At 66.2% G+C, this 25,512-nt stretch carries 20 protein-coding genes and 1 tRNA gene; 5 read left to right on the forward strand and 16 right to left on the reverse strand.

Features of this window, described 5'->3' with window-relative positions; genetic code table 11:
• Positions 1 to 63 precede the first annotated feature (63 nt).
• The 6 genes from LGM89_RS21000 to LGM89_RS21025 all read right to left on the reverse strand — a co-directional run bounded on the left by LGM89_RS21000 (position 64) and on the right by LGM89_RS21025 (position 7,104).
• The gene (locus tag LGM89_RS21000; protein ID WP_089495124.1) at positions 64 to 738 is read right to left on the reverse strand and encodes a C40 family peptidase; all 675 of its coding nucleotides are present in this window, start codon (positions 736 to 738) and stop codon (positions 64 to 66) included.
• A gap of 128 nt (positions 739 to 866) precedes the next feature.
• Positions 867 to 2,489, reverse strand: coding sequence for an ABC transporter ATP-binding protein (locus LGM89_RS21005; RefSeq protein ID WP_226273782.1), 1,623 nt, complete (start codon positions 2,487 to 2,489; stop codon positions 867 to 869).
• Positions 2,486 to 3,583, reverse strand: coding sequence for an ABC transporter permease (locus LGM89_RS21010; protein ID WP_226273783.1), 1,098 nt, complete (start codon positions 3,581 to 3,583; stop codon positions 2,486 to 2,488). Before LGM89_RS21010 ends, LGM89_RS21005 begins: the two co-directional genes overlap by 4 nt.
• 48 nt (positions 3,584 to 3,631) lie before the next feature.
• Positions 3,632 to 4,675, reverse strand: a complete 1,044-nt coding sequence (locus LGM89_RS21015; protein WP_089440466.1) for a microcin C ABC transporter permease YejB — start codon at positions 4,673 to 4,675, stop codon at positions 3,632 to 3,634.
• A 52-nt stretch (positions 4,676 to 4,727) separates the two neighbouring features.
• Entirely contained in the window at positions 4,728 to 6,599 is a 1,872-nt protein-coding gene (locus LGM89_RS21020; protein ID WP_206148952.1) for an extracellular solute-binding protein, read from the reverse strand.
• 139 nt (positions 6,600 to 6,738) lie between these two features.
• Complete coding sequence (locus tag LGM89_RS21025) at positions 6,739 to 7,104, reverse strand: hypothetical protein (protein WP_089440468.1); 366 nt, start codon at positions 7,102 to 7,104, stop codon at positions 6,739 to 6,741.
• Between the two features lie 297 nt (positions 7,105 to 7,401).
• Between LGM89_RS21025 and LGM89_RS21030 the strand changes: the two genes are divergently transcribed.
• From LGM89_RS21030 to LGM89_RS21045, 4 genes are all read left to right on the forward strand, one after another.
• Positions 7,402 to 10,620: an efflux RND transporter permease subunit gene (locus LGM89_RS21030; RefSeq protein ID WP_226273784.1), complete on the forward strand. Its 3,219-nt coding sequence runs from the start codon at positions 7,402 to 7,404 to the stop codon at positions 10,618 to 10,620.
• Complete coding sequence (locus LGM89_RS21035; protein ID WP_226273785.1) at positions 10,610 to 11,785, forward strand: efflux RND transporter periplasmic adaptor subunit; 1,176 nt, start codon at positions 10,610 to 10,612, stop codon at positions 11,783 to 11,785. Before LGM89_RS21030 ends, LGM89_RS21035 begins: the two co-directional genes overlap by 11 nt.
• Entirely contained in the window at positions 11,778 to 13,193 is a 1,416-nt protein-coding gene (locus LGM89_RS21040; RefSeq protein ID WP_226273786.1) for an efflux transporter outer membrane subunit, read from the forward strand. The genes LGM89_RS21035 and LGM89_RS21040 overlap by 8 nt, the downstream gene beginning before the upstream one ends.
• A 110-nt stretch (positions 13,194 to 13,303) precedes the next feature.
• Positions 13,304 to 13,561, forward strand: a complete 258-nt coding sequence (locus tag LGM89_RS21045) for a DUF4148 domain-containing protein (protein WP_226206922.1) — start codon at positions 13,304 to 13,306, stop codon at positions 13,559 to 13,561.
• A 74-nt stretch (positions 13,562 to 13,635) separates the two neighbouring features.
• Here LGM89_RS21045 and LGM89_RS21050 read toward each other — a convergent pair whose 3' ends face one another.
• From LGM89_RS21050 to LGM89_RS21060, 3 genes are read right to left on the reverse strand one after another with little or no spacing between them, the layout of a single operon-like run.
• Positions 13,636 to 14,301, reverse strand: a complete 666-nt coding sequence (locus LGM89_RS21050; RefSeq protein WP_319001508.1) for a response regulator transcription factor — start codon at positions 14,299 to 14,301, stop codon at positions 13,636 to 13,638.
• A gap of 19 nt (positions 14,302 to 14,320) precedes the next feature.
• Positions 14,321 to 15,712, reverse strand: a complete 1,392-nt coding sequence (locus LGM89_RS21055) for a sensor histidine kinase (RefSeq protein ID WP_226273788.1) — start codon at positions 15,710 to 15,712, stop codon at positions 14,321 to 14,323.
• 11 nt (positions 15,713 to 15,723) lie between these two features.
• The gene (locus tag LGM89_RS21060; RefSeq protein WP_039342574.1) at positions 15,724 to 16,398 is read right to left on the reverse strand and encodes a response regulator transcription factor; all 675 of its coding nucleotides are present in this window, start codon (positions 16,396 to 16,398) and stop codon (positions 15,724 to 15,726) included.
• Positions 16,399 to 16,614: 216 nt separating this feature from the next.
• On the opposite strand from LGM89_RS21060, the gene LGM89_RS21065 reads away from it, so the two are divergent.
• The gene (locus LGM89_RS21065) at positions 16,615 to 16,914 is read left to right on the forward strand and encodes a DUF4148 domain-containing protein (protein ID WP_226273789.1); all 300 of its coding nucleotides are present in this window, start codon (positions 16,615 to 16,617) and stop codon (positions 16,912 to 16,914) included.
• A gap of 109 nt (positions 16,915 to 17,023) precedes the next feature.
• Here LGM89_RS21065 and cyoD read toward each other — a convergent pair whose 3' ends face one another.
• The 7 genes from cyoD to LGM89_RS21100 form a co-directional block, all read right to left on the reverse strand.
• Complete coding sequence (cyoD, locus tag LGM89_RS21070) at positions 17,024 to 17,356, reverse strand: cytochrome o ubiquinol oxidase subunit IV (RefSeq protein WP_009692722.1); 333 nt, start codon at positions 17,354 to 17,356, stop codon at positions 17,024 to 17,026.
• Positions 17,357 to 17,965 (reverse strand): cytochrome o ubiquinol oxidase subunit III, encoded by a 609-nt coding sequence (cyoC, locus tag LGM89_RS21075; RefSeq protein WP_089440477.1) that lies wholly within the window; start codon positions 17,963 to 17,965, stop codon positions 17,357 to 17,359.
• Positions 17,965 to 19,971, reverse strand: a complete 2,007-nt coding sequence (cyoB, locus tag LGM89_RS21080) for a cytochrome o ubiquinol oxidase subunit I (protein WP_226273790.1) — start codon at positions 19,969 to 19,971, stop codon at positions 17,965 to 17,967. Before cyoB ends, cyoC begins: the two co-directional genes overlap by 1 nt.
• 3 nt (positions 19,972 to 19,974) lie before the next feature.
• Positions 19,975 to 20,862 (reverse strand): ubiquinol oxidase subunit II, encoded by an 888-nt coding sequence (gene cyoA, locus LGM89_RS21085; protein WP_039342567.1) that lies wholly within the window; start codon positions 20,860 to 20,862, stop codon positions 19,975 to 19,977.
• Between the two features lie 276 nt (positions 20,863 to 21,138).
• On the reverse strand, positions 21,139 to 22,668 hold the full coding sequence (locus tag LGM89_RS21090) for a complex I subunit 4 family protein (protein WP_069248321.1): 1,530 nt from the start codon (positions 22,666 to 22,668) through the stop codon (positions 21,139 to 21,141).
• 1,122 nt (positions 22,669 to 23,790) lie between these two features.
• Positions 23,791 to 23,884 (reverse strand) — tRNA-Ser (locus LGM89_RS21095).
• Positions 23,885 to 23,994: 110 nt separating this feature from the next.
• Entirely contained in the window at positions 23,995 to 25,248 is a 1,254-nt protein-coding gene (locus LGM89_RS21100) for an aspartate kinase (RefSeq protein ID WP_174941919.1), read from the reverse strand.
• Positions 25,249 to 25,512 lie beyond the last annotated feature (264 nt).

The raw sequence follows: 25,512 nt of genomic DNA on the forward strand, positions 1-25,512 counted from the left end.
AAAAACCCTGCCGCCTTTCGGTGACAGGGTTTTTTTCGATCCGGCCGGACCGGCCGTCGAACGTCAGTTGTTGCCGTTCGCGGAATCGTCGCCGATCGTCGCGCGCACGCGCTGACGCAGGTCTTCCGGCTTCATCGGGAACTCCGATTCGAGCCGGCGCGCGCCGGTGAAACGCTTTTCCCAGTAGCCGCTGTCGAGATCGTCGACGCGGATGGTGCTGCCCGTCGACGGCGAGTGCACGAACTTGTTGTCGCCGATGTAGATGCCGACGTGCGAGAACGTACGGCGCATCGTGTTGAAGAACACGAGGTCGCCCGGCTTGAGGTTGCTCATGCTCACCTTCTCGCCGACGCGGCTCATCTCTTCCGCACGACGCGGCAGCGACATGCCGAGGGTGTCCTGGAACACGTAGCGCACGAAGCCGCTGCAGTCGAGGCCCGAATCCGGCGAGTTACCGCCCCAGCGATAACGCACGCCGATCATGTTCAGCGCACCGACGACCACATCGCCTGCCTTGCCGGCCATGCCCGCGAGGAACGACTTCGCGCCGCCGCTCGACGGCTGCGCGCTGGTCTGCTGGAGGGAGGCATTCGACGCGCTCTGCGTCGAATTCGTGACATTCTGGTTAAAACTGCTGACTTCGTCGGCGAACGCGCCGGGTGCTGCTGCGAACAGGGCGCCGATGAACAGCCCGGCGATGGTGCGCGCGCATGCCTGGGTCAGGGATCGATGCTGCATTGGTCGATGGAATGTGCTTAAAAATCAGCTGATTGGCGGAAAATTTCGGTCGATACTAGCCAGCGCGTAATCGTTTGTCAAAACAAATTAATAAATACAATCGAGATAGTCAGACCATTGGCCGCCTATCACGCTTTCCAGACCGCTTTCAACAGCTTTTGTGTGTAAGGATGTGACGGCCTGGCGAAGATGTCGGCCACTTCTCCCGACTCGACGACAGCCCCGTCCTGCATCACCGCGACGCGGTGCGCCATCGCCCCGATCACCTCGAGGTCATGGCTGATGAAGACATAGCCGAGGTTGTATTTCTGTTGCAAATTCGCGAGCAGTTTCAGCACCTGCTGCTGGATCGACACGTCGAGCGCGGACGTCGGCTCGTCGAGGATCAGGATGCGCGGCTCCAGCACCAGCGCCCGCGCGATCGCGATCCGCTGGCGCTGCCCGCCCGAGAATTCGTGCGGATAACGGTGCAGCACCGTGCGGTCGAGGCCGACTTCGCGCAGCACCGCGAGCGACTTCTCACGCCGCGCGTCGGGCGTCATGTCCGGGCGATGCAGCTCGAGCCCCTCGCCGACGATCCGCTCGATCGTGTGACGCGGCGAAAGCGAACTGAACGGATCCTGAAAGACGACCTGCATGTTCGAGCGCAGCGCGGTCTGTTCGCGGCCGCGATAGGTCGACAGCGCGCGCCCCTGGAATTCGATCGTGCCGCCGGCCGTCTTCTGCAGGCCGAGCAGCGCCATCGCGAGCGTCGACTTTCCCGACCCCGATTCGCCGACGATGCCGAGCGTCTCGCCCTGCCGCACCGACACCGACACGTCGGCTACGGCCGTCACCGGCACCGAGCCGAACCAGCCCGCGATGCCCGGCCGCTTGCGTGCGAACTGCACGCTCACGTGCTGCGCGTCGAGCACGACGGGCGCGATCGGCATCACCGGCGTGACCGCGCGTTGCGGCCGGCTGTTCAAGAGCCGCTGCGTGTACGGATGCTCGGGTTCCGCGAAGATCCGTTCGACGGGCCCGCTCTCGACGAGCCGGCCGTGCTCCATCACCGCGACACGATCCGCGAAGTGCCGCACGAGATTCAGGTCGTGCGTGATCAGCAGGATCGCCATGCCGCGCTTTTCCGCCTCCTCGCGCTGCAATTCCAGCAGCAGGTCGACGATTTGCGCGCGGATCGTCACGTCGAGCGCGGTGGTCGGCTCGTCGGCCAGCAGCAGCCGCGGCCGGCAGGCGAGCGCCATCGCGATCATCGCGCGCTGGCGCTGGCCGCCCGACAACTGGTGCGGATAGCTGTCGACGCGCTTCTCCGGCTCCGCGATGCCCGTGCGCGCAAGCAACGCGATCGCGCGCTTGCGCGCCTCGACCGCCGAGACGCCGTCGTGCAGCACGATCGTCTCGCCGATCTGCACGCCGATCGTATACAGCGGGTTGAGCGCGGTCATCGGCTCCTGGAAGATCATCGCGATGTCCGAGCCGCGCAACCCGCGCATCTCGCGCTCGTTCTTGGCCGTCAGGTCCTGCCCGGCAAAGCGGATCGTGCCGCTCACGTCCGCGTCGCGCAACAGCCGCAGGATCGACAGCGCGGTCACGCTCTTGCCCGACCCCGACTCGCCGACCAGCGCGACGCGCTCGCCGCGGCCGATCGCGAGCGTCACGTCGTCCACCGCGACCGTGTCGCCGAAGCGCACGTGCAGATGCTCGAGCGCCAGCAGCGGCTCGCGCTGCGTCGATACGACCGGTTCGCTCATCGCTGGCCTCCCGCCGCGCGCACCGAATCGGCAATCCGCGTGTCGAGTGCGTTGCGCAGCGCATCGCCCATGAAGGTCAGCAGCAGCAGCGTCGCGACCAGCACGCCGAAGGTCGACAGCGAGATCCACCACGCGTCGAGGTTGCCCTTGCCCTGCGCGAGCAGCTCGCCGAGGCTCGGGGTCGGCGGCGGCACGCCGAGCCCGAGGAAATCGAGGCTCGTGAGCGCGAGGATCGAGCCGCTCATCCGGAACGGCAGGAACGTGATCACCGGCGTGAGACTGTTCGGCAGCACGTGGCGCCAGATGATCTGCCAGTTCGTGAGGCCCATCGCGCGCGCCGCACGCACGTAGTCCTGCGTGCGGTTGCGCAGGAATTCCGCGCGCACGTAGTCGGCGAGCCCGATCCAGCCGAACAGCGACAGCAGCACGATCAGCAGCAGGAAGCTCGGCTCGAAGATCGACGCGAAGATGATCAGCAGGTACAGCTCGGGCAGCGAACTCCAGATCTCGATCAGCCGCTGCCCGACGATGTCGATGCGCCCGCCGAAGAAGCCCTGCACGGCGCCCGCGGCGATCCCGAGCAGCGTGCCGATCACGGTCAGGATCAGCCCGAACTCGACCGACACGCGGAACCCGTACACGAGCCGCGCGAGCAGGTCGCGCCCCTGCGCGTCGGTGCCGAGCCAGTTCGCACGCGACGGCGGCGCGGGGTTCGGCACGTTCGAGAAATAGTTCAGCGTGTCGTAGTAGTAGAGGTTCGGCGGGTAGACGACGAAGTTGCCGGGCGCCTCGAGCCGCTTGCGCACGTATGGATCGAGATAGTCGGCCGGCGTCGGGAAGTCGCCGCCGAAGGTCGTCTCCGGATACGCGTGGAACAGCGGGAAATAGGTCTGGCCGTCGTAACGCACGACGAGCGGCTTGTCGTTCGACCACAGCGGCGCCGCCACGCTCACGGCGAACGCCACGAAAAAGATCACGAAGCTCCAGTAGCCGAGGCGTTGCTGCCGGAAGCGCTGCCATACGCGGCGCGCGGGCGACGGCGACACGCGGGCGCGCGCCGCATCGATGCGGGAGGACACGACGGCCCGGTTCATCGCGCACCTCGCCCGGTGACGCCGGGCATGCAGACGGACGGTTTCATGTCAGCGCTCCAGGGTGTCGAATTGAATGCGCGGATCGACCCACACATAGCAGAGATCGGAGATCAGCTTGGTCGCGAGCCCGATCAGCGTGAACAGATAGAGCGTGCCGAGCACGACCGGATAGTCGCGCCGCACGACCGACTCGTACGACAGCAGCCCGAGGCCGTCGAGCGAGAACAGCGTCTCGATCAGCAGGCTGCCGGTGAAGAACGCGCCGATGAACGCGGCCGGAAAGCCGACGATCAGCGGCAGCATCGCATTGCGAAACACGTGCTTCCACAGCACGTTGCGCTCGGAAAGCCCCTTCGCACGCGCGGTCAGCACGTATTGCCGGCGGATCTGGTCGAGGAACGCATTCTTCGTCAGCATCGTGACGACCGCGAAGCTGCCGACGACCGACGCCGTGATCGGCAGCGCGATGTGCCACAGATAGTCGAGCACCTTGCCGACGAGCGACAGCTGCGCGAAGTTGTCCGACGTGAGCCCGCGCAGCGGGAACAGCTGCCAGAACGAGCCGCCGCCGAACAGCACGAGCAGCAGCACGCCGAGCACGAAGCCCGGAATCGCATAGCCGACGAGCACGACGAGGCTCGTCGCGACATCGAACGGCGAGCCGTTGCGCACGGCCTTCGCGATGCCGAGCGGCACCGATATCAGGTACGTGAGGAAGAACGTCCACAGCCCGATGCTGATCGACACGGGCAGCTTCTGCACGACCAGCGACCACACGCTCTGGTGGCGGAAGTAGCTTTCGCCGAGATCGAAGCGCGCGAAGCGCTTGAGCATCAGCCAGTAGCGCTCCAGCGGCGGTTTGTCGAAGCCGTAGAGCGCCTTGAGCTGCGCGAGCTGCTGCGCGTCGACGCCGGTGTGCGCACGCATCCCGAACGGCACCGCGCCCTGCTCCGTCGCGCCCTTGCGCAATTCCTGCACGGCCTGTTCGACGGGGCCGCCCGGCACGAACTGGATCACCGCGAACGTGAGGGTCAGCACGCCGATGAGCGTCGGGATCATCAGCAGCAGGCGTTTGAGGATGTAGCTCCACATAGGGCGTCGACTCGCGATCGGTAGGCGGGATGGGACGTCAGGGCGGCGCGGTTCAGTGATCGGGCTTCGCCCACCACGTCGACACGACCCAGCCCTCGGCCGAATAGTACAGCGGCAGCGTCTGCGGATAGGCAAGCGTGCGCTTGTACGCGACCCGGTGCGTCGTGCTGTACCACTGCGGGACCGCGTAGTAGCCGTGCATCAGCACACGGTCGAGCGCGTGCGTCGCGTCGAGCAGGTCTTCGCGCGTCTGCGCGGTACCGAGCGCGTGCAGCAGCGCGTCGACGGCCGGCGACTTCAACCCGATGAAGTTGTCGGAGCCCGGCTCGTCGGCGAACTTGCTCGCGTAACGCGAGTATTGCTCGGCACCCGGCACCTGCACGCCCGGCAGGCGGATCGTCGTCATGTCGTAGTCGAACGCGTCGAGACGCTTTTGCAGCAGCGCGAAATCGGCCGTGCGAAAACGTGCGTCGATGCCGAGCTTCGCCAGATTGCGCTGATACGCCGCCACGATCCCTTCCATTGCCGCGCCGGAATCGTCGAGGATCTCGAACGTGAACGGCTCGCCCTTCGCGTTGCGCAACGCGCCGTCCCGATAGGTCCAACCAGCCTGCGCGAGCAGTGCGCGCGCCTTCAGCAGGTTCGCGCGCAGCGAGCCCGGCGGATTCGTGTTCGGCTGCGTGACCACCGGACCGAACACGGCCGGGTCGAGCTGCTCGCGCAGCGGCTCCAGCAGCTTCAGCTCGCCGGGGCCCGGCGTGCCGGTCGCCTGCAGGTCGGTGTCGGCGAAGTAGCTGTTCATCCGCGTGTAGGCGCTGTAAAACAACTGGCGGTTCAGCCATTCGAAGTCGAACGCGAGGTCGAGCGCCTGGCGCACGCGCACGTCGCGAAACAGCGGCCGGCGCAGGTTCATGAAGAAGCCCTGCATGCCGGCGCCGTTGTGCTGGCGGAATTCACGCTTGACCAGCTCGCCGTTGTCGAAGCGCTTGCCGACGTCGCGGCGCGTCCAGTTGCGCGCGATGTACTCGACGAGCACGTCGTATTCGCCGGCCTTGAACGCCTCGAGCCGCGCGACGCCGTCGCCGTACAGCTTGTAGACGATCCGCTCGAAGTTGTTGGTGCCCACCCGCACCGGCAGGTCGGCGCCCCAGTACGCCGGGTTGCGCCGGTAAGTGATCGTCCGGCCGTTGTCGTAATGGTCGATCACGTACGGGCCGCTGCCGATCGGCTGCTCGAACGCGAGCTGGTCGAACGGGATGCGCGAGCCGTCCGCGCGCAATCCCCACTTGCGGGAAAACACCGGCACGCCGCCTGCGATCAGCGGCAATTCGCGGTTCGCGCTGCGGAACTCGAAGCGCACGGTGGCCGGATCGACGACCACGGCCTTCGCGATCTCCGCGAAATAGGCGCCGAACTGCGGCGCAGCCTGCTTGCTCTTCAGCGTGTCGAACGAGAACTTGACGTCGTCGGCGGTGACGCGCTCGCCGTTCGAGAAGCGCGCGCGCGGATTCAGGTGAAACGTGACCGACCGGCGGTCCGGCGCGATGTCGATGTCGTCGGCGAGCAGCCCGTATGCGGAGGCCGGCTCGTCCGAGCTGCCGGTCGCGAGGCTCTCGAACAGCATGTCGATGCCCGGCGCGGGGTTGCCGCGCATCGTGAACGGGTTGAACTTGTCGAACGACGTCAGCCGGTTCGGGTTCGCCAGCACGAGCGTGCCGCCCTTCGGCGCGTCGGGGTTGACGTAGTCGAAATGCTTGAAGCCCGGCGGATACTTCGGCTCGCCGTACTGCGCAATGGCGTAGGCCGCGTGCGCAGCGGTCGCGGCCAGCACCGTTTGCAGCACGAACACCGCGGCCGCGCGGCCGGCAGTTCGTGCCGCACGGCGGACGCGCGCGGCGGCGGCCCGGGGCGAACCCTTCGTCATAGAGGCCCTGTCGGTCGAATGAGGGGAGTAACGAGGGACGATTCTACCCATTCAAGCCAGCGAGCCAAAAGAAAACCGCCACGCGGGCGGTTTCTTCACGAGCGGATCGGAGGCGCGCATCAGGGGCGCGCCCTGCCGATCAGCGCCAGCCGTTGTGGCGGCCGTTGTCCCAGTGGCCACGATCGCCACGATCGCCCCAGCCACGGCCGTGATGGCGATACCACTCGTCACGGCCCCAGTAGCGGCGGCCGTCCCAGTAGCGGTCGCCGTGCCAGCCGATCACGATGGCCGGTCCCGGTGCATATACAGGGGCCGGCGCGTAGACCGGCGCAGGCTGATAGACGACCGGCGGCGGAGGCGGCGGCGCATACACGGGTGCGGGCGCGACGTAGACCGGCGCCGGAACGCCGAGATTGATCCCGACATTGACTCCCGCCATTGCTGCGCCCGACACGAGCAAGGCCGTCATACCGGTCAAGAGCGAGGCAACACGCAAGGTCTTCATGGATTCCTCTTCTGGTTGTTTCATGTGTGATTCGACTATAACGGCAAGCGCCGTCCCCGCATATTTCCACTTTGTAAGAACTGATGCGCCGCATCGCAACGGTAAGCCCGCGCTAACGTCTTGTAACAATCGTCGCCCGCCCCGCCCCCTCACGCCCCATTCCTAAAACATCTTTCATCCTGCCCCGCGCCCCGCGTTAAGCGGCGCCACGCACACTGCGCGAGCCGAACCGGGCGCCCGCCGCGCTTCGGCACTTCGCTGACAGGCCGGCGCCCCGCGCCGGCGGAGACCTTGCCGATGCTGAAACTCGTCCGACTCGCGCTTGCGCGCCCCTACACGTTCATCGTCCTCGCGCTGCTGATCCTGATCGCGGGGCCGCTCGCGGCGCTGCGCACGCCGACCGACATCTTCCCCGACATCCGGATTCCGGTCATCAGCGTGGTGTGGAACTACGCGGGCCTGCAGCCGGCCGACATGGCCGGACGCATCGTCACCTACTACGAGCGCACGCTCGGCACGACGGTCAACGACGTTGCGCACATCGAGTCGCAGTCGTTCCGCAGCTTCGGGATCGTCAAGATCTTCTTCCAGCCGAGCGTCGACATCCGCACCGCGACCGCGCAGGTCACGTCGATTTCGCAGACGGTACTCAAGCAGATGCCGCCGGGCACCACGCCGCCGCAGATCCTCAACTACAACGCATCGACCGTGCCCGTGCTGCAGCTGGCGCTGACGAGCGACACGCTGAACGAACAGCAGCTCGGCGACTACGCGACCAACGTGATCCGGCCGCAGTTGCTGTCCGTCGCGGGGGTCGCGATTCCGTCGCCGTACGGCGGCAAGGTGCGCCAGGTGCAGATCGATCTCGATCCGCAGGCGCTGCAGGCCAAGGGGCTGTCCGCACAGGACGTCGCGACCGCGCTGGCGCAGCAGAACCAGATCATCCCGGCCGGCACGCAGAAGATCGGCGGCTTCGAGTACAACATCAGGCTCAACGACAGCCCGCTGACCATCGACCAGCTCAATGCACTGCCGATCCGGAGCGTGAACGGCGCGGTGATCTTCATGCGTGACGTCGCGCACGTGCGCGACGGTTATCCGCCGCAGGGCAACATCGTGCGCGTCGACGGCCGGCGCGCGGTGCTGATGAGCGTGCTGAAAAGCGGTTCGGCGTCGACGCTCGACATCATCTCGGGCGTCAAGGCGCAGTTGCCGCGCATCGAGGCGACCCTGCCGCCGTCGCTCAGGCTCGTCGTGATGGGCGACCAGTCCGTGTTCGTCAAGGGCGCCGTCAGCGGCGTGGCCCGTGAAGGCCTGATCGCCGCCGCGCTCACGTCCGCGATGATCCTGCTGTTCCTCGGCAGCTGGCGCTCGACGCTGATCATCGCCGCGTCCATTCCGCTCGCCGTGCTGGCCGCGATCGCGGCGCTCGCGGCCGCGGGCGAGACGCTCAACGTGATGACGCTCGGCGGACTCGCGCTCGCGGTCGGCATTCTCGTCGACGATGCCACCGTCACGATCGAGAACGTGAACTGGCACCTCGAACAGGGCAAGGCGGTGCGCGATGCGATCCTCGACGGTGCGTCGCAGATCGTCGCACCGGCCTTCGTGTCGCTACTGTGCATCTGCATCGTGTTCGTGCCGATGCTGCTGCTCGACGGCGTGGCCCGCTTCCTGTTCGTGCCGATGGCCGAAGCCGTGATCTTCGCGATGATCGCGTCGTTCGTGCTGTCGCGCACGTTCGTGCCGATGATGGCCCGCTACCTGTTGAAACCGCATGCCGCGCATCCGGCGGCCGCGCTCGCGCCGCATGGTGCGCCGTTCCCGCCGCCATGCGCACGCAATCCGCTCGTCGCGTTCCAGCAAGGGTTCGAGCGCCGCTTCGCGGCACTGCGCGCCGGCTACCGCGTCGTGCTCGGTCTCGCACTCGTCCACCGTGCGCGTTTCGTCGCGCTGTTCCTCGCGGCGGTCGCGGTGTCGTTCGTGCTGGTGCCGTGGCTCGGCCGCAACTTCTTCCCGTCGGTCGACGCAGGCGAAATCGCGATTCACGTGCGCGCACCGATCGGCACACGCATCGAGGAGACGGCCGCGCTGTTCGACCACGTCGAGCAGACGGTGCGCGGCGTCGTGCCGCCGCACGCGATCGCGAGCATCGTCGACAACATGGGGCTGCCGAACAGCGGGATCAACCTCACGTACAGCAACAGCGGCACGATCGGCCCGCAGGACGGCGACATCCTCGTATCGCTCACGGGCGACCACGCGCCGACCGCCGACTACGTCAAGCAGTTGCGTACGCGGCTGCCGCGCGCGTTTCCCGGCGTGACGTTCTCGTTCCTGCCCGCCGACATCGTGAGCCAGATCCTCAACTTCGGTGCGCCCGCACCGATCGACGTGCAGGTGACGGGCCCCGATCGCGCCGCCAACCACACCTATGCGACCGAGCTGTTGCGACGCATCCGCAGCGTGCCGGGAGTGGCCGACGCGCGCGTGCAGCAGGCGTCGACCTATCCGCAGTTCACCGTATCGGTCGACCGCACGCGGGCCGCGCAACTCGGCATCACCGAGCAGGATGTCACCAATGCCGTGGTCGCGAGCCTGTCCGGCACGAGCCAGGTGTCGCCCACCTACTGGCTCGATCCGCACAACGGCGTGTCGTATCCGATCGTCGCGCAGACGCCCCAGTACCGGATGACATCGCTGGCGGACCTGCGCGCGCTGCCGGTAACGGGCCGCTCGGGCGCGCCGCAACTGCTCGGCGGGCTCGCGACGATCGTGCGCGGACAGACCGACGCGGTCGTGTCGCACTACGACATCGCCCCGCTGTACGACATCTTCGCGACGACGCAGGACCGCGATCTCGGTGCGGTCAGCGCCGACATCGAACGCGTACTGCACACGAGCGCGGCCGGCTTGCCCAAGGGATCGCGCGTGACCGTGCGCGGCCAGGTACAGACGATGAACGGCGCATTCGGCGGGCTGCTCGCGGGCCTCGCCGGCGCGATCCTGCTGATCTACCTGCTGATCGTCGTCAACTTCCATTCGTGGCGCGACGCATTCGTGATCGTGAGCGGCCTGCCCGCGGCGCTGGCCGGCATCGTCTGGATGCTGTTCGTCACGCGCACGCCGCTGTCGGTGCCGGCCTTGACCGGCGCGATCCTGTGCATGGGCGTCGCGACCGCGAACAGCATCCTCGTGGTGACGTTCGCGCGCGAACGGCTCGCGCACACCGCCGATGCGGCCGTCGCCGCGCTCGAAGCCGGCTTCACGCGCTTTCGGCCCGTGATGATGACCGCACTCGCGATGATCATCGGCATGGCGCCGATGGCCCTCGGTCTCGGCGACGGCGGCGAGCAGAACGCGCCGCTCGGCCGCGCGGTCATCGGCGGCCTGCTGTGCGCGACCGTCGCGACGCTCGTGTTCGTGCCCGTCGTGTTCAGCCTCGTCCACCGGCGCGATCGCGCGCCTCGTTCCGAATCCCTGCCCCTCACTCCGGGAGAACAGCATGTCCACTGAATTCGAAGTCCGCCCTCCTGGCACGCCGCGCTACCTGAAACCGCTCGCGATCGCGGGCGCCATCGCCGCGCTCGCCGTCGCGGCGGCCGGCGTCGTCGCCCGCGTGAACGATGCGCACGCGGTCGCCGCCTGGACCGTGCAACAGGCGATCCCGACCGTCGCGACGGTTGCGCCGCAGCCGGCCGCGGCCGACGCGCTGGTGCTGCCCGGCCGGCTCGACGCGTACGTCGACGCGCCGATCTACGCGCGCGTGCCCGGCTACCTGCACGCGTGGTATGCCGACATCGGCGCGCATGTGAAAGCCGGCCAGTTGCTCGCGTCGATCGACACGCCCGATCTCGACCAGCAATTGCAGCAGGCACGCGCGGACCTGCAGAGCGCGAACGCGAACGAACGGCTTGCGGCCGTCACGGCCGCTCGCTGGGCCGAGATGCTCGCGCAGGATTCCGTCTCGCAGCAGGAGGCCGACGAGAAACGCAGCGACCTCGACGCGAAACGCGCGGCCGTCGCGGCAAGCACCGCCAACGTGCGACGGCTCGAAGCGCTCGAATCGTTCAAGCGGCTCACCGCGCCGTTCGACGGCATCGTGACGGCCCGCAAGACCGATGTCGGCGCGCTGATCGACGCGGGCAGCGGCAACGGCGCCGAACTCTTCACCGTCTCGGACGCGCGGCGGCTGCGGCTGTACGTCCACATTCCGCAAGACGACGCGGCCGCGATCCGCGCAGGCATGCGTGTCGCGCTGACCGTGCCCGAGCGCCCCGGCATGACGTTCGACGCCACGCTCGCGGATTCCGCCCAATCGATCGATCCGGCTTCCGGCACGCTGCTCGCGCAGTTCTCGATCGCCAATCCAGCAGGCACGCTGTTCCCGGGCGAGTACGCGCAGGTGCGGATCGCGATGCCCGGCGCCGCGCATGCGCTGTCGATTCCGGCAAGCACGCTGATCTTCCGCCACGACGGGTTGCAAGTCGCCGTGCTCGATGCGACCGGGCATGCGCGGCTGCGCACCGTATCGATCGCGACCGATCTCGGCACGCGTGTCGAGATCGCATCGGGGCTCGCGGCCACCGACCGCGTGATCGACAATCCGCCCGATTCGCTCGCGGACGGCGACCCCGTGCGTATCGCCGGCACCACGGCGACGGAGCGTGCGCATGGCTGACCGTCTGCTCGCTGTGTGGCTGGGCAGCGTCGCGCTGCTCGCCGGCTGCTCGTTGGCGCCGGCCTATCGCGCGCCAGCAGTTCCGGTGCCGACCGCGTTTCGCGAAACGGGCGCGTGGGTCGATGCCGTACCAGCCGATCGCCTGCCTCGTGACGGCTGGTGGCGCGTGTACGGCGACGCGACACTCGACCGGCTCGAACCGCTCGTCGCACGCGCGAATCCCGACCTCGCCGCCGCCGTCGCAAGGCACGACGAAGCCGCCGCGCTGTTCGACGAGGCGCATGCGGCGTTGCTGCCGGCCGTGGGCATCGATGCCGAGACCGATCGCGACCGTCAGTCCGCGCGCCGGCCGCTGCGCGGCAGCGGCCAGCCCGACACCTATGAGTCGAACACGCTCGAAGCGGGATTCGGTTACGACGTCGATCTCTGGGGCAAGGTCCGCAACGCGGTCGCGGCCGGCCGCGACGACGCGCAGGCGGCCGACGACGACCTCGCGTCGGTCCGGCTCAGCCTGCAGGCCGCCGTCGCCAGCACCTACTTCGACCTCGCGGGGCTCGACCGTGAAGCGGACACGCTCGCGCAAACGATCGACACGTACCGTCGTGCATGGCAACTGACGGTCAGTCGCCATCGCGGCGGCCTCGCATCGGGGCTCGACGTTTCGCGTGCGCAAACGCAACTCGCGCTCGCCCAGGCGCGTGCGTCCGACATCGCCGCTCGTCGCGCGCTCGACGAGCATGCGATCGCGGCACTCGTCGGGGAATCCGCGTCGACGTTCTCGCTGCCGCCCGTTGCGGCGCTGCCGGGCGTGCCGTCGATTCCGACCGGACTCGCGTCGACGCTGCTCGAACGCAGGCCCGACGTCGCCGCCGCCGAACGCCGCGTCGCGGCCGCGAACGCGCGGATCGGCGTCGCACGCGCCGCGTACTTTCCCGACCTGTCGCTCGGCCTCGACGCCGGGTTCCAGAGCGATACGTTTTCGCCGTGGCTCGCCGCGCCCAACGAGATCTGGTCGATCGGGCCGCGTCTCGCGATGACGCTGTTCGACGGGGGCCGGCGTGCCGCCGGCGTACGCCATGCGCGCGCGCAGTTCGACGAAGAGGGCGCGCGCTACCGCGCGGTCGTGCTGCAGGCATTCCGCGACGTCGAGGACGATCTCGCGCAGTTGCACCGCCTCGGCGACGAATCGGACCACGACGACGCGGCGCTCGTCGCGGCGCGGCATTCGCTTGCGCTGGCGATGTCGCGCTATCGCGACGGCGCGGTCAGCTATCTCGACGTGGTCACCGCGCAGACGACCGAACTCGATACGCAGATCGCGGCGCTCGACGTCGACGCCCGACGCCTGCAGGTATCCGTCGGGCTCGTGCGTGCGCTCGGCGGCGGCTGGCACGACGCGCGTTCATGAACGTTTCTTCATCGGCGCGCCCGGTGCCCGCACGGGCGCATTCGATAACGTCGATCCTGCCGGCATCGTCATCGCAGCACCGGCCACTGTCACTTGAAAAGGATCACGCCATGAAGACATTGATGTTCGCCACCCTGCTCTCCGCCCTGTGCGTCGCGCTGCCCGGCCGGGCCAGCGCAACGCAGCCCGACACCGCGACTGCGCCGCAGACGTACGCCGCGACCGCTTCCGCATCGTTGTCGTCGCAACCGGCATGGAACGCGCGACCGGCCACGCCGCTGACACGCGCGCAGGTGTATCGCGAACTTGTCCGCGCCGAACGCGACGGCCAGCTCGCGCAGCTCAACCGCGAACTCTATTCGCACTGAGCGCACGCAATCGAACCTGCCGCGCGACGCGCGGCATGTGTGCCATCTGCCAGGAACGGCGCGATGCCGCTCCGTCACCCGCCCACGTCGAACCTGAACCCGAATCGCGCGACCGTTTCGATGCGCGCGGAAAACGCATGTGCGGCCAGCTTGCGCCGCAACCGCACGACCAGCGCATTGACCGTCTCGGGTTCGACGTCGGCATCGCCCCATGCATAACGCAGCACGGCATCGCGCCCGACCGGTCGCCCCGCTTCGCGCAGCAGGCATTCGACGAGACGAAATTCCCGCATGCTGAGCGCCAGCCTCCGGCCCTGCTCCTCGAGTGCGCGCGCGGCCACGTCGAGCCGGACCGACTCGCGCATCGCGATGACACCGTTGCGGCGCCACAGCGCACGCAACCGCTCGTGCAGCTCCACGAACGAACAGGGATGGGCAAGACACACATCGCAGCCGGCCAGCAACATCCGCGCGCGCTGCGCAGGTGTCGTCCCGGCCACGATCGCGGCAATCGTCGCGCCGCCCGCCGATACGGCGAGTCGCGGCAATGCCTCGAGCATCGCGGGGTCGGCAGCGGTATCGGGCGCAATGATCACGATGGCATCGAACCGGTCCTGGGTCGCCACGAAGCAGCCATCGCGCCATCCATCGACGCGCTCGACGCCATGCGTGCTCTCGCGAAAGGCCTTGTCGAGCCGCGCCGCCTCTGGGTTCGGCGGGGAAATCAGCAGGATGCGCATCGCTCGTTCCCCGACGCCGTCACGCGAGCGAGCGCGGCCAGCATTCGACCGTGATCGCCGCACCGGCCAGCGGTGCATCGCCGATCCGCAGCGCAAAGCCGTGCACGCGCATCACCGCCGAGACGATGCTCAGCCCCAGCCCCGAGCCGCTCACATGGCGCGTGCGCTCGCCGCGATAGAAACGCTCGAGCACCGCGTCGCGTTCGCCGGGCGGGATGCCGGGCCCGGTGTCCTCGATCCGCACGAGCGGCCCGTTCGTCGTCGAATGGAGCGCGACGCGCACGCGGCCACCCGGCGGCGTGAACTTGATCGCGTTGTCCGCGAGATTGCTGAATGCCTCGAACAGCAACGCACGATCGCCATGAATGCGGTCGACCGATGCTGAAGCGAGTTCGAACGACACGTCGACGGCTTCGGCCAGCGGCTCATAGAGCTCGCAAACGTCGCGCAGCAAGGCCGCGACGTCGACCGCGGCAAAGCCGCCACGGCGGCTCAGCGTGCCGATCTCGGAGATGCGCAGCATCGCGCGAAAGCGCTCGAGCAAGCGGTCGGTCTCGTCGCGCGCCGACGCGAGCAATGCCGACGACGCAGGGTCGCCCGCGCAAAACGGCTGCTCCGCGAGCCGGGCCAGCATCGTGTGCACGCGTGCGAGCGGCGTACGCAGATCGTGCGCGATGCCGTCGCAGGTATGACGCACCTCGCCCATCAGCCGCTCGACTTCGTCGAGCATGTGGTTCACGAGATGCGCGAGCAGGTCGAGTTCGTCGTAGCGTCCGACCGGCAGCCGCTTGCCGAGATCGCCCTCGGCGATCTGCCGCGTGACGCGCCGGATCGCGGCGACCCGGCGCATCTGCCGCATGCCGAGCATGCTGCCGCCCGCGATGCCCGCGATCAGGATCATCACGCCGCCGATCACGAGCCCGCGGATCGCGACATCGCGGATCTGGATGAAATGGGACAGGTCGCGTGCGACGACCAGCGTCATCCCGTTGTCGCGGCGTACCGCCATCGCGCGCGTGATCGGCGCGGGCTGGCCGTCGAGCGGCGCAAGCGTGCGGTTCAGCGTGCGTCCGTGGCGATCCGTGCGCAGCGCGGGCGGCGTCGCGATGTCCCCGGCCACGCGGCGCCCGTTCGCGTCGAACAGCCCGTAGAAACTGGTATGCATGTGCTCGTGCTCGAGCCGCCGGTGGATCGCGAGCGGCAGCGCGGCATCGGGAATCGAATCGAAATAGATCAGTTGCCATGCGAGCACCTCGTCGGTGTCGCGCGCCATCGTGTGCGTCGCGGCCACGCTGATCACGCCCGCGAGCACGAGCAGCGAAACCGAGAAGATCGCCGCATACGCGCACAGCCACCGAAACGTCGTCGTGTGCCAGCGGCGCGTGAAGTTCGCCGCGCGAGCCGCATCCATCCGGGCCTCCGTCATGCGAGCATGTAGCCCGAGCCGCGCACCGTCTGGATCATCGGGGTCACGCCGGGCGGATCGATCTTCTTGCGCAACCGGCCCATGTGGACATCGATCAGGTTGGTGCCGGGATCGAAGTGATAACCCCATACCGTCTCGAACAGCATCGTGCGCGTGATCGTCTGCCCCGCATTGCGCATCATGAATTCGAGCACGCGGAACTCGGTCGGTAGCAGCGGAATCTCGTCGGCCCCGCGACGCGCGCAGCGCGAAATGAGATCGAGCTCGAGCGCCCCGACCTTCAACAGCGTCTGCTGCGGCACGCCCGACGCCTGCCGGCGACGCAGCAGCACCTCGATGCGGGCGCTCAGCTCGCCGGAATCGAACGGCTTCGTCAGGTAATCGTCGCCGCCCGCGCGCAGCCCGCGGATGCGCTCGTCGACATCGCCGAGCGCGCTCAGCATCAGCACCGGCGTATCGATGCCGACCGTGCGCATCGCGGTCAGGATCGCGAGGCCATCCGCGCCCGGCAGCATCCGGTCGAGCGTGATCGCGTCGTATGATGCGCTCATCGCGCGCAGCATGCCTTCGCGGCCGTTGTCGATCCAGTCGACCTCGAACCCGCGCGCGGTCAGCTCGCCGACGATTTCGTTCGCGGTCACCGCATCATCCTCGACCGTCAGTACTCGCATGGTTGCCCTCGCAATGAACGTCATGACGGGCGCACGCGATGCGCCCGCGACTATCGTAGCCGCCTCGATCGCCGTCCGGCGTTACATGAAAAATGCTTCATCCGGCGCCGTGGCGCACGGGTGAAACATGTTTCATCCGGGCGTCGCCCACCCCGTCGTGCACGCCGCCTACGCTGACGTCATGCGGCATCGGGCCGCGCAATCAGGAGCTACCGGATGAAACTGTCGACTACCATCGCCTGCATGCTGCTCGCATGCGCCAGCACCGCCGCGTTCGCGGCACCGCACCTGACGCCGCAGGAATGCAACGCGTATCCGTTCGTCCACACCGGCCACGACGTCACGCATGCGGACCTCGTGCGCGAACTGACCGAACTCGAACGGGTCGGCTACGAACCAGCGCATGCAAGCCCGTATTACCCCGACGATCTCGACGGTGCGAAAGATCGGCTCGCCGCCGAGTATCGTGCGGACTGTTCGCATGCGCTGACCGCCGATGCGGGCGCCCGGCACTGATCCCGCCACCCGGCACAATACGGCCGGGAAAAGCAAAAAAGGCGGCACGCGAGTGCCGCCTTTTCTGCATGAACGCGCATGGATTGCTACCGCTGCGCTTGGCTGCCGCTCAGCGCGACATCATGTTCATGCTGACGTTGTGCATCACCCACAGCGTGCCGACGATCAGGATCGCCGCGGTCAGCACCGTGTAGCTGAACGCCATCACGTTCCAGCGCTGCCCCGACGAGCCGTTCATGTGCAGGAAGTACACGAGGTGCACGACGATCTGCACGAACGCGAGCACGGCCAGCGCGACCAGCGACGCGTGCGGCGACAGCACGCCGCCCATCACGAGGCCGAACGACGCGGCCGTGAGCAGCACCGACAGGATGAAACCCGCGACGTAGCCGCCGACACTGCCGTGCCCTTCTTCGAGTTGAGACGAATGCGAATGGGCCATTTAGATCACGCTCGCAAGATAGACAAAGGAAAACACGCAGATCCACACGATGTCGAGGAAGTGCCAGAAGAGGCTCAGGCACGTCAGGCGTCGCAGGTCGCGATCGGTCAGGTCGCCGCCGCGCAACACGATCTGCCCGGCGAGCACGATCATCCACAGCAGGCCGGCCGTCACGTGCAGCCCGTGCGTGCCGACCAGCGTGAAGAACGCCGACAGGAACGCGCTGCGCTGCGGGCCCGCGCCCTCCGCGATCAGGTGCGAGAACTCGCGCAGTTCCATCACGAGAAACGCCGCACCGAGCACGAACGTCACCGCGAGCCACGCGAGCAGCGCGCCGCGCCGCTGCTTGTACGCGGCGAGCATCGCGAAACCGTACGTGATGCTCGACAGCAGCAGCGCGCCCGTTTCCACCGCGACGCCGGGGATATCGAACAGGTCTTTCGCGGTCGGGCCGCCCGCATACTGCTGGCCGAGCACCGCGAACGTCGCGAACAGCGCCGCGAAGATCACGCAGTCGGTCATCAGGTACAGCCAGAACCCGAACACCGAATGCGACGGCGGATGGTCGTCGTGCTCGAGCAGGGTTGCGCTCAAGGTTTTCTGCAACATCAGTTGGCCTCCAGTTCCACGTCGTCGACGCGCGCAGCCACGCGCTTCGTCGGCTGCTTGTCTTCGATCTTCCGCACCGTCGACGCGGGGATGTAATAGCCGTCGTTGTCACGCGAGCTGTAGATCACGAGCGTCGTGACAATCCCGACGAGCCCGCCGATCGCCATCCACCAGATGTGCCACACCAGCGCGAAGCCGAGCACCAGGCTGAAGATCGCGACCACGAGGCCCGCGCAGGTATTCGACGGCATGTGGATATCGCGAATCGCCGCTGGGTTCGGCCGGCCTTCGCCGTGTGCCTTCATGTCCGCATACGCGTCGAGCGTGCGCACTTGCGGGATCACCGCGAAGTTGTAGTCGGCCGGCGGCGACGAGGTCGCCCACTCCAGCGTGCGGCCGCCCCACGGATCGCCCGTGGTATCGCGGTACGCGGGCAGGTTGCGGTTGCGGATGCTGACCACCAGCTGCAGCAGCTGGCATGCAATGCCGATCGCGATCAACACGGCGCCGAATGCGGCGACCAGCAGCCACGGATGCCAGGCCGGGTTGTCGTAATGGTTGATCCGGCGCGTCATGCCCATGAAGCCGAGCACGTAGAGCGGCACGAACGCAACGTAGAAACCGATCTGCCAGAACCAGAACGCCGCCTTGCCGAGCTTCTCGTTCAGCTTGAAGCCGAACGCCTTCGGGAACCAGTAGTTGAAGCCCGCGAGATAGCCGAACAGCACGCCGCCGATGATCACGTTGTGGAAGTGCGCGATCAGGAACAGGCTGTTGTGCAGCACGAAGTCCGCGCCGGGGATCGCCATCATCACGCCGGTCATGCCGCCGAGCGTGAACGTGACCATGAAGCCGATCGTCCACAGCACGGGCGTCGTGAATTCGATCCGGCCGCGGTACATCGTGAACAGCCAGTTGAACACCTTCACGCCGGTCGGGATCGCGATGATCATCGTCATGATGCCGAAGAACGCGTTCACGTTCGCACCCGAGCCCATCGTGAAGAAGTGGTGCAGCCACACGAGGAACGACAGCACCATGATCGCGCAGGTCGCGTACACCATCGTCTTGTAGCCGAACAGCGGCTTCTTCGCGAACGTCGAGATGACTTCCGAGAAAATGCCGAACGCCGGCAGGATCAGGATGTACACCTCGGGGTGACCCCATGCCCAGATCAGGTTCAGGTACAGCATCGCGTTGCCGCCGGCTTCGTTTGTGAAGAAGTGCATGCCGAGGTAACGGTCGAGGCCGAGCAGCGCGAGCGTCGCGGTCAGGATCGGGAACGACGCCATGATCAGCACGTTCGTGCAGAGCGCGGTCCACGTGAACACCGGCATCTTCATCAGCGTCATGCCCGGCGCGCGCATCTTGATGATCGTCACGAAGAAGTTCACGCCGGTCAGCAGCGTGCCGACGCCCGAGATCTGCAGCGCCCACAGGTAGTAGTCGACCCCTACCCCCGGACTGAACTGCAGCTCCGACAGCGGCGGATACGCGAGCCAGCCCGTCTGGGCGAATTCGCCGATCACGAGCGAGATGTTGATCAGGATCGCGCTGACGGCCGTCATCCAGAACGACAGCGAGTTGATGAACGGGAATGCGACGTCGCGCGCGCCGATCTGCAGCGGCACGATCAGGTTCATCAGGCCGACCATGAACACCATCGCCATGAAGAAGATCATGATCACGCCGTGTGCCGTGAAGACCTGGTCATAGTGGTGCGGCGGCAGGTAGCCGGGCCCGTTGTACGAGAGCGCGAGCTGCATGCGCATCATGATCGCGTCCGCGAAGCCGCGCAGCAGCATGATCAGCGCGACGATGATGTACATCACGCCGAGTTTCTTGTGGTCGACCGTGGTCAGCCATTGCGTCCACAGCCATTTCCACCGGCCGGTGATCGTCAGCGCGGCGAGGATGCCCAGCACGACCAGCCCCATGAAGGCGCCGGCCCCCATGATGATGGGCTGATCGAACGGGATCGCCGAGAGTGTGAGTTTGCCGAACATGCGTTACCCCTTCGTGCCGCAGGCGGCGTCCTTCAGGTCGAGGACGTGGCCATCGTTGTATTTCGCGATGATGTTGTGGAAGAGCCGCGGATCGACCGACGAGAAGTAGCGCACGGGCGCCTTCTCGCTCGGCTGCGCGACGGTGCCGTACACGGTCGCGTCGAGCCGGTCCGGCGACGCCTTCACCTTCTGCACCCATGCATCGAACTGTTCGCGCGGCTCGGCGAGCGTGCGGAACTTCATGTCGGAGAAGCCGCGGCCGCTGAAGTTGGCGGACGTGCCCGCATAGTTGCCGGGCTCGTCGGCGATCAGGTGCAGGCGCGTCTGCATGCCGGCCATCGCGTAAACCTGGCCGCCGAGCTGCGGGATGAAGAACGAGTTCATCACCGAATCCGACGTGATGCGGAAGTTCACCGGCGTGCCGACCGGAATCGCGAGCTGGTTCACCGACGCGATGCCGAGTTCCGGATAGATGAACAGCCACTTCCAGTCGAGCGCGACGACCTCGACGTCGATCGGCTTCACCGACGACTCGAGCGGCTTGTACGGATCGAGCTCGTGCGTGGTTTTCCACGTGAGCACGCCGAGGAACAGGATGATCAGCGTCGGCACCGTCCAGATCACGACCTCGATCGCGGTCGAGTGCGACCAGTTCGGCGCGTAGGTGGCGTTGCGGTTCGACGCGCGGTAACGCCACGCGAACCACAGCGTGAGCAGGATCACCGGCACGACGACGATCAGCATCGCCCAGGTGGACGTCGCGATCAGCGCCTTTTCGGCAGCGCCCACGCTTCCTTTCGGATTTAGTACATCTAAATTACAGCCTGACAGGCTCAAAGCCGCGCCGATCGACATCAGCGCCACTCCGCCTTTTGAAGCTTTTCTTTTCATCACACAGCCCGAGGGTCATTGAATCCGTTTGCGTATGCCCGATGCGCATTCGATCCACGAAAGTGGCCGAATCATACGTCGCGCGAGTGCGATGAAAAACCAGCTAATGCGGAAAATCATCATTGCAGAAACTGCCGTGAGACAGATTGTCGCGGGGCAATTTCACGCAGCCGGAAGCCGGCCCGGCGCGGCGTGCGCCGGACCGCGACGGAATCGATGCGCGCGCAACGACCGCACCGCCGTGCGGTGCGCCCCACTCCGTGCGACGTGCCGCGATCAGCCGCGCGTCGATGCCATGTACGACGGCTGCGGCTGCGCAGGGCCGTCCCCTGTCGGCAGCTTCGAATGGCTCGCGTCTTCGATCAGCCGTCCGACGGTCGGATCGATCGCGTCGGTGAACGGCTTCGGATCGATGCCGACCGCCAGCACCACGAGCGCGAGCGACGCGAACATCACGATCTCGCGACGGTTCAGGTCGGCGAGCTTCGCGATCCGCTGGCTCGCGACCTTGCCGAACACGACGCGCTTGAGCATCCACAGCGTGTACGACGCGCTGAGGATCAGCGTCAGCGCCGCGATGGCGCCGATCCAGAAGTTGAAGCGGATCGCGCCCATGATGACCATGAACTCGCCGACGAACCCCGACGTGCCCGGCAGGCCGACGTTGGCCATCGCGAACAGCACCGTGAAGGTCGCGAAGCGCGGCATCACGCCCGCGACGCCGCCGTAAGCGGCAATCTCGCGCTGCTTCGTGCGATCGACGAGCACGTTCACGCACAACAGCATCGCGCCCGCGACGAAGCCGTACGACACGAGCTGGACGATCGCGCCTTCGACGCCGATCCGGTTGAACAGGAACAGCCCGAGCGTGACGATCCCCATGTGCGCGACCGTCGAATACGCGAGCAGCTTGCCGAGATCGGTCTGCGCAAGCGCGATCAGGCTCGCGTAGACGATCGCGAACAGCGACAGCGCGATCACGGCCGGTGCGAAGAAGTGGCTCGCATCGGGCGTGACCGGCAGCGCGAAGCGCAGGAACCCGTAGCCGCCGAGCTTGAGCATCGCGAGCATCAGCGCGGCGCCGGTCGGGCCGTCGGTGTAGACGTCGCTCAGCCACGTGTGGACCGGCCACATCGGCACCTTGACCGCGAAGGCGGCGAAGAAGCCGAGGAACACCAGCAACTGCGGCGCGAAGCCGAGCTGCAGCGTGCGCCATACGGCCATGTCGAACGTATGCGACTGCGCGTACAGGTACAGCATCGCCATCAGCAGCAGCAGCGAGCCGGCGAACGAGATGAAGAAAAACTTCACGGCCGCGTACACGCGGCGCTCGCGCCCCCACGTGCCGATCAGCAGGTAAAGCGGGATCAGCGTCGCCTCGAAGAAGATGAAGAACAGCAGCCCGTCCTGCGCGACGAACACGCCGACCATCAGCCCCGACAGGATCAGGAACGACGCGTAGTACTGCGCGACGCGTACCGTGACCGACTCCCACGACGCCACCACCACCACGAGCGTCGTGAACGCGGTCAGCACGACGAGCCACAGCGACGCGCCGTCGATGCCGACCCGCCATCCGGAATTGAATGCCGCCAGCCAGTTGCGGCTTTCGACGAACTGCATCGCGGCAGAGTGCGCATCGAAACCGGCAACCAGCGGCACGACCGCCGCAAGCCCCACCAGCGCGCCGACGAGCGCGATCAGCCGGGTACGGCGTGGATGATGGTCGGAACCGGCGCGCAGCAGGCACGCGCCGAACAGGATCGGAGCCCAGATGGCCAGGCTCAGGAAGGGGAAATCATGCATGTCAACAAGGCCTTGATGAAGTCGCGCACTGCATCGGGGACAGGCGAGACGAAAGGAACGAAATCAAATCGACAGGTAGATTTCGTGAATCGCCAGCGTTGGCAAAATGTAAAGCGGCATCACCGGAAAACTTGACGCCGCTCAAATGCGATCGGGTTAACCAGCATAAGGCGATTGATTATTTTCTGCAGCGCAGCAGAGCATTGATTTTCATCGCAGCTCTATGCTCATGATTTTTATGTGTAATTTTTTGTATTGCCCGATCAGGTCGATCGCGAAAATCGACGCAGTGCCGCATTTTTGACGCAGGTGACCTATTTCAAAGGGTCTGAGCAAAATAATTGACGGTCGCCAAGGTAGCGCGTGGGCGGCTCTCAATGCTTACAAGATACCTTTCATTGTTATTTCACTCAGCTTTACTCGACGCAAGTCGAGGGAATGGTTGCCCTCACCTCGCCTTCATGTTCCCGAGCGCGATCGCCGATGACTCAGGCGGCCCGCATGTGCATCTTCATCGCGTGATGACGGTCGTGTTGCGGAGGAAATTGGAAGAAGCGGCTTCCACGCGTGGCATCGGCTAGCGTCGATCATGCCGCTCGCGGCGGGCTGCGCCGACTTCGATGCGGGCGCTGGGACGCGCGCATCGTGGTTATGCGCGACATCCTGCGGCGCGGCGTGCGTGTCGAACGCAAGGAACGGATCTAGCACGAGCGGCAACGTTGCCCTGCTCCATCGCGACACGCTGCGCGATGATCGTCGGGACCCTGCGCATGATCTGCTGACGCCTGCGATACACGTGCATGCTGTCGACTAGCATATGCCGCTAGCTCTGTTGGCCGTGCGTAACGGCACGTGGTTGCCGACAAATCCGTCGACGGGCGATGAGCGAGGATGGTCAGAACGGGATGCGGGCTTGCTGAAAGCGACACCTTGAATTGCGTCAAACGACAAGCGACATGTCGCGATGCTCAACCCAAGCCAAACACGCATCGAACACCGCCAGCCCCGCCCGAATCCACCGGCGAATGAATCCCAGCCACATCCCGCACCAGGCGCTCCGCGGCGCCCGAAAAAGAAAAAGCCCCGCAAGTCCGAGAACTTGCGGGGCTTTGTCACCGCTTTTGGCGGAGACGGAGGGATTCGAACCCTCGATCCAGGTTTTGGCCCAGATGCTCCCTTAGCAGGGGAGTGCCTTCGACCTCTCGGCCACGTCTCCCAAACTTTCGCTCGCACCAGGGAGGCAGTGCGACGAGAACGAAATAATATAGGGTTTCGAACCGCGCGTCAATTTCCGTAATGCATTTTCTTCAATGCATCATGAAAAATTCACGATGCCTGGTCGAGTTCGAATGCCTTGTGCAGCGCGCGGACGGCCAGCTCCATGTATTTCTCGTCGATCAGCACCGAAATCTTGATTTCCGACGTCGAGATCATCTGGATGTTGATGCCCTCTTCCGACAGCGTGCGGAACATCTTGCTCGCGACGCCCACGTGCGAACGCATGCCGACGCCGACGACCGACACCTTCGACACCTTCGGGTCGCCCTGCACGTACTCGGCGCTCACGTGGCCCTTCACCTGGTTGGTCAGGATGTCCATCGCCTTCTGGTAGTCGCCGCGGCCGACCGTGAACGTGAAGTCGGTCTTGCCCTGGACGCTCTGGTTCTGGATGATCATGTCGACGTCGACGTTCGCATCCGCGACCGGGCCGAGGATCTGATATGCGATGCCCGGCTTGTCGGGCACGCCCATCACAGCAATGCGTGCTTCGTCGCGCTGGAACGCGATGCCGGAAATGACTGCCTTTTCCATGGTCTCGTCTTCTTCAAAAGTAATCAGGGTGCCCGAGCGCATTTCTTCGTCGAGCGCAATCAGCGGATCGGTCAGGCTCGACAGCACACGCGTCTTCACCTGGTATTTGCCGGCGAATTCGACCGAGCGGATCTGCAGGACCTTCGAGCCGAGGCTGGCCATTTCCAGCATTTCCTCGAACGTCACGCGATCGAGGCGGCGCGCCTCTTCGACGACGCGGGGATCGGTCGTGTAGACGCCGTCGACGTCCGTATAAATCAGGCACTCTTCGGCACCCAGCGCAGCCGCCACCGCCACCGCCGACGTGTCCGAGCCGCCACGGCCCAGCGTCGTGATGTGGCCGTCCGGATCGACGCCCTGGAAGCCCGTGATGATCACGACCTTGCCTGCATTCAGATCGGCCTTCACGCGTTCGTCGTCGATCGAGTGAATGCGCGCCTTCGTGAACGCGCTGTCGGTCTTGATCGGCACTTGCCAGCCGGCGTAGCTCACGGCCTCGACGCCGATTTCCTGCAGCGCGATCGACAGCAGGCCGACGCTGACCTGCTCGCCGGTCGACGCGATCATGTCGAGCTCGCGCGGGCTCGGCTGGCTCGAAATCTCTTTCGCAAGACCGAGCAGACGGTTGGTTTCGCCGGACATCGCCGAAGGCACGACCACCATCTGGTGCCCGGCCTGATGCCATTTTGCGACGCGTTTCGCGACGTTCTTGATGCGCTCGACCGAGCCCATCGAAGTGCCGCCGTATTTGTGTACGATGAGTGCCATTGTCGTTCTGAACTGGAGGAGAAACCGCACGGGCGCGCTGGGCAGGCCGCGTAGCCGTTCGGTCACGCGGCTTGTGGCTGTGGACGGACGACGAGGGGGACGGCTGGGACGCAACACGCAAGCGTGACGGATTTTGCCCGGAAGGCCGATCAGGCCGCGCAAACCGGGTACGTCACGCGGAAAACCTGCACAAATCGCTCAAAAATCGAGCCGAGCAAACGACCGAGCGTACCCGATAGACGCCTGCTTGACAAGCCGCGCGCG

The organism is Burkholderia sp. AU31624, assembly GCF_020420065.1.
Taxonomy (GTDB): domain Bacteria; phylum Pseudomonadota; class Gammaproteobacteria; order Burkholderiales; family Burkholderiaceae; genus Burkholderia.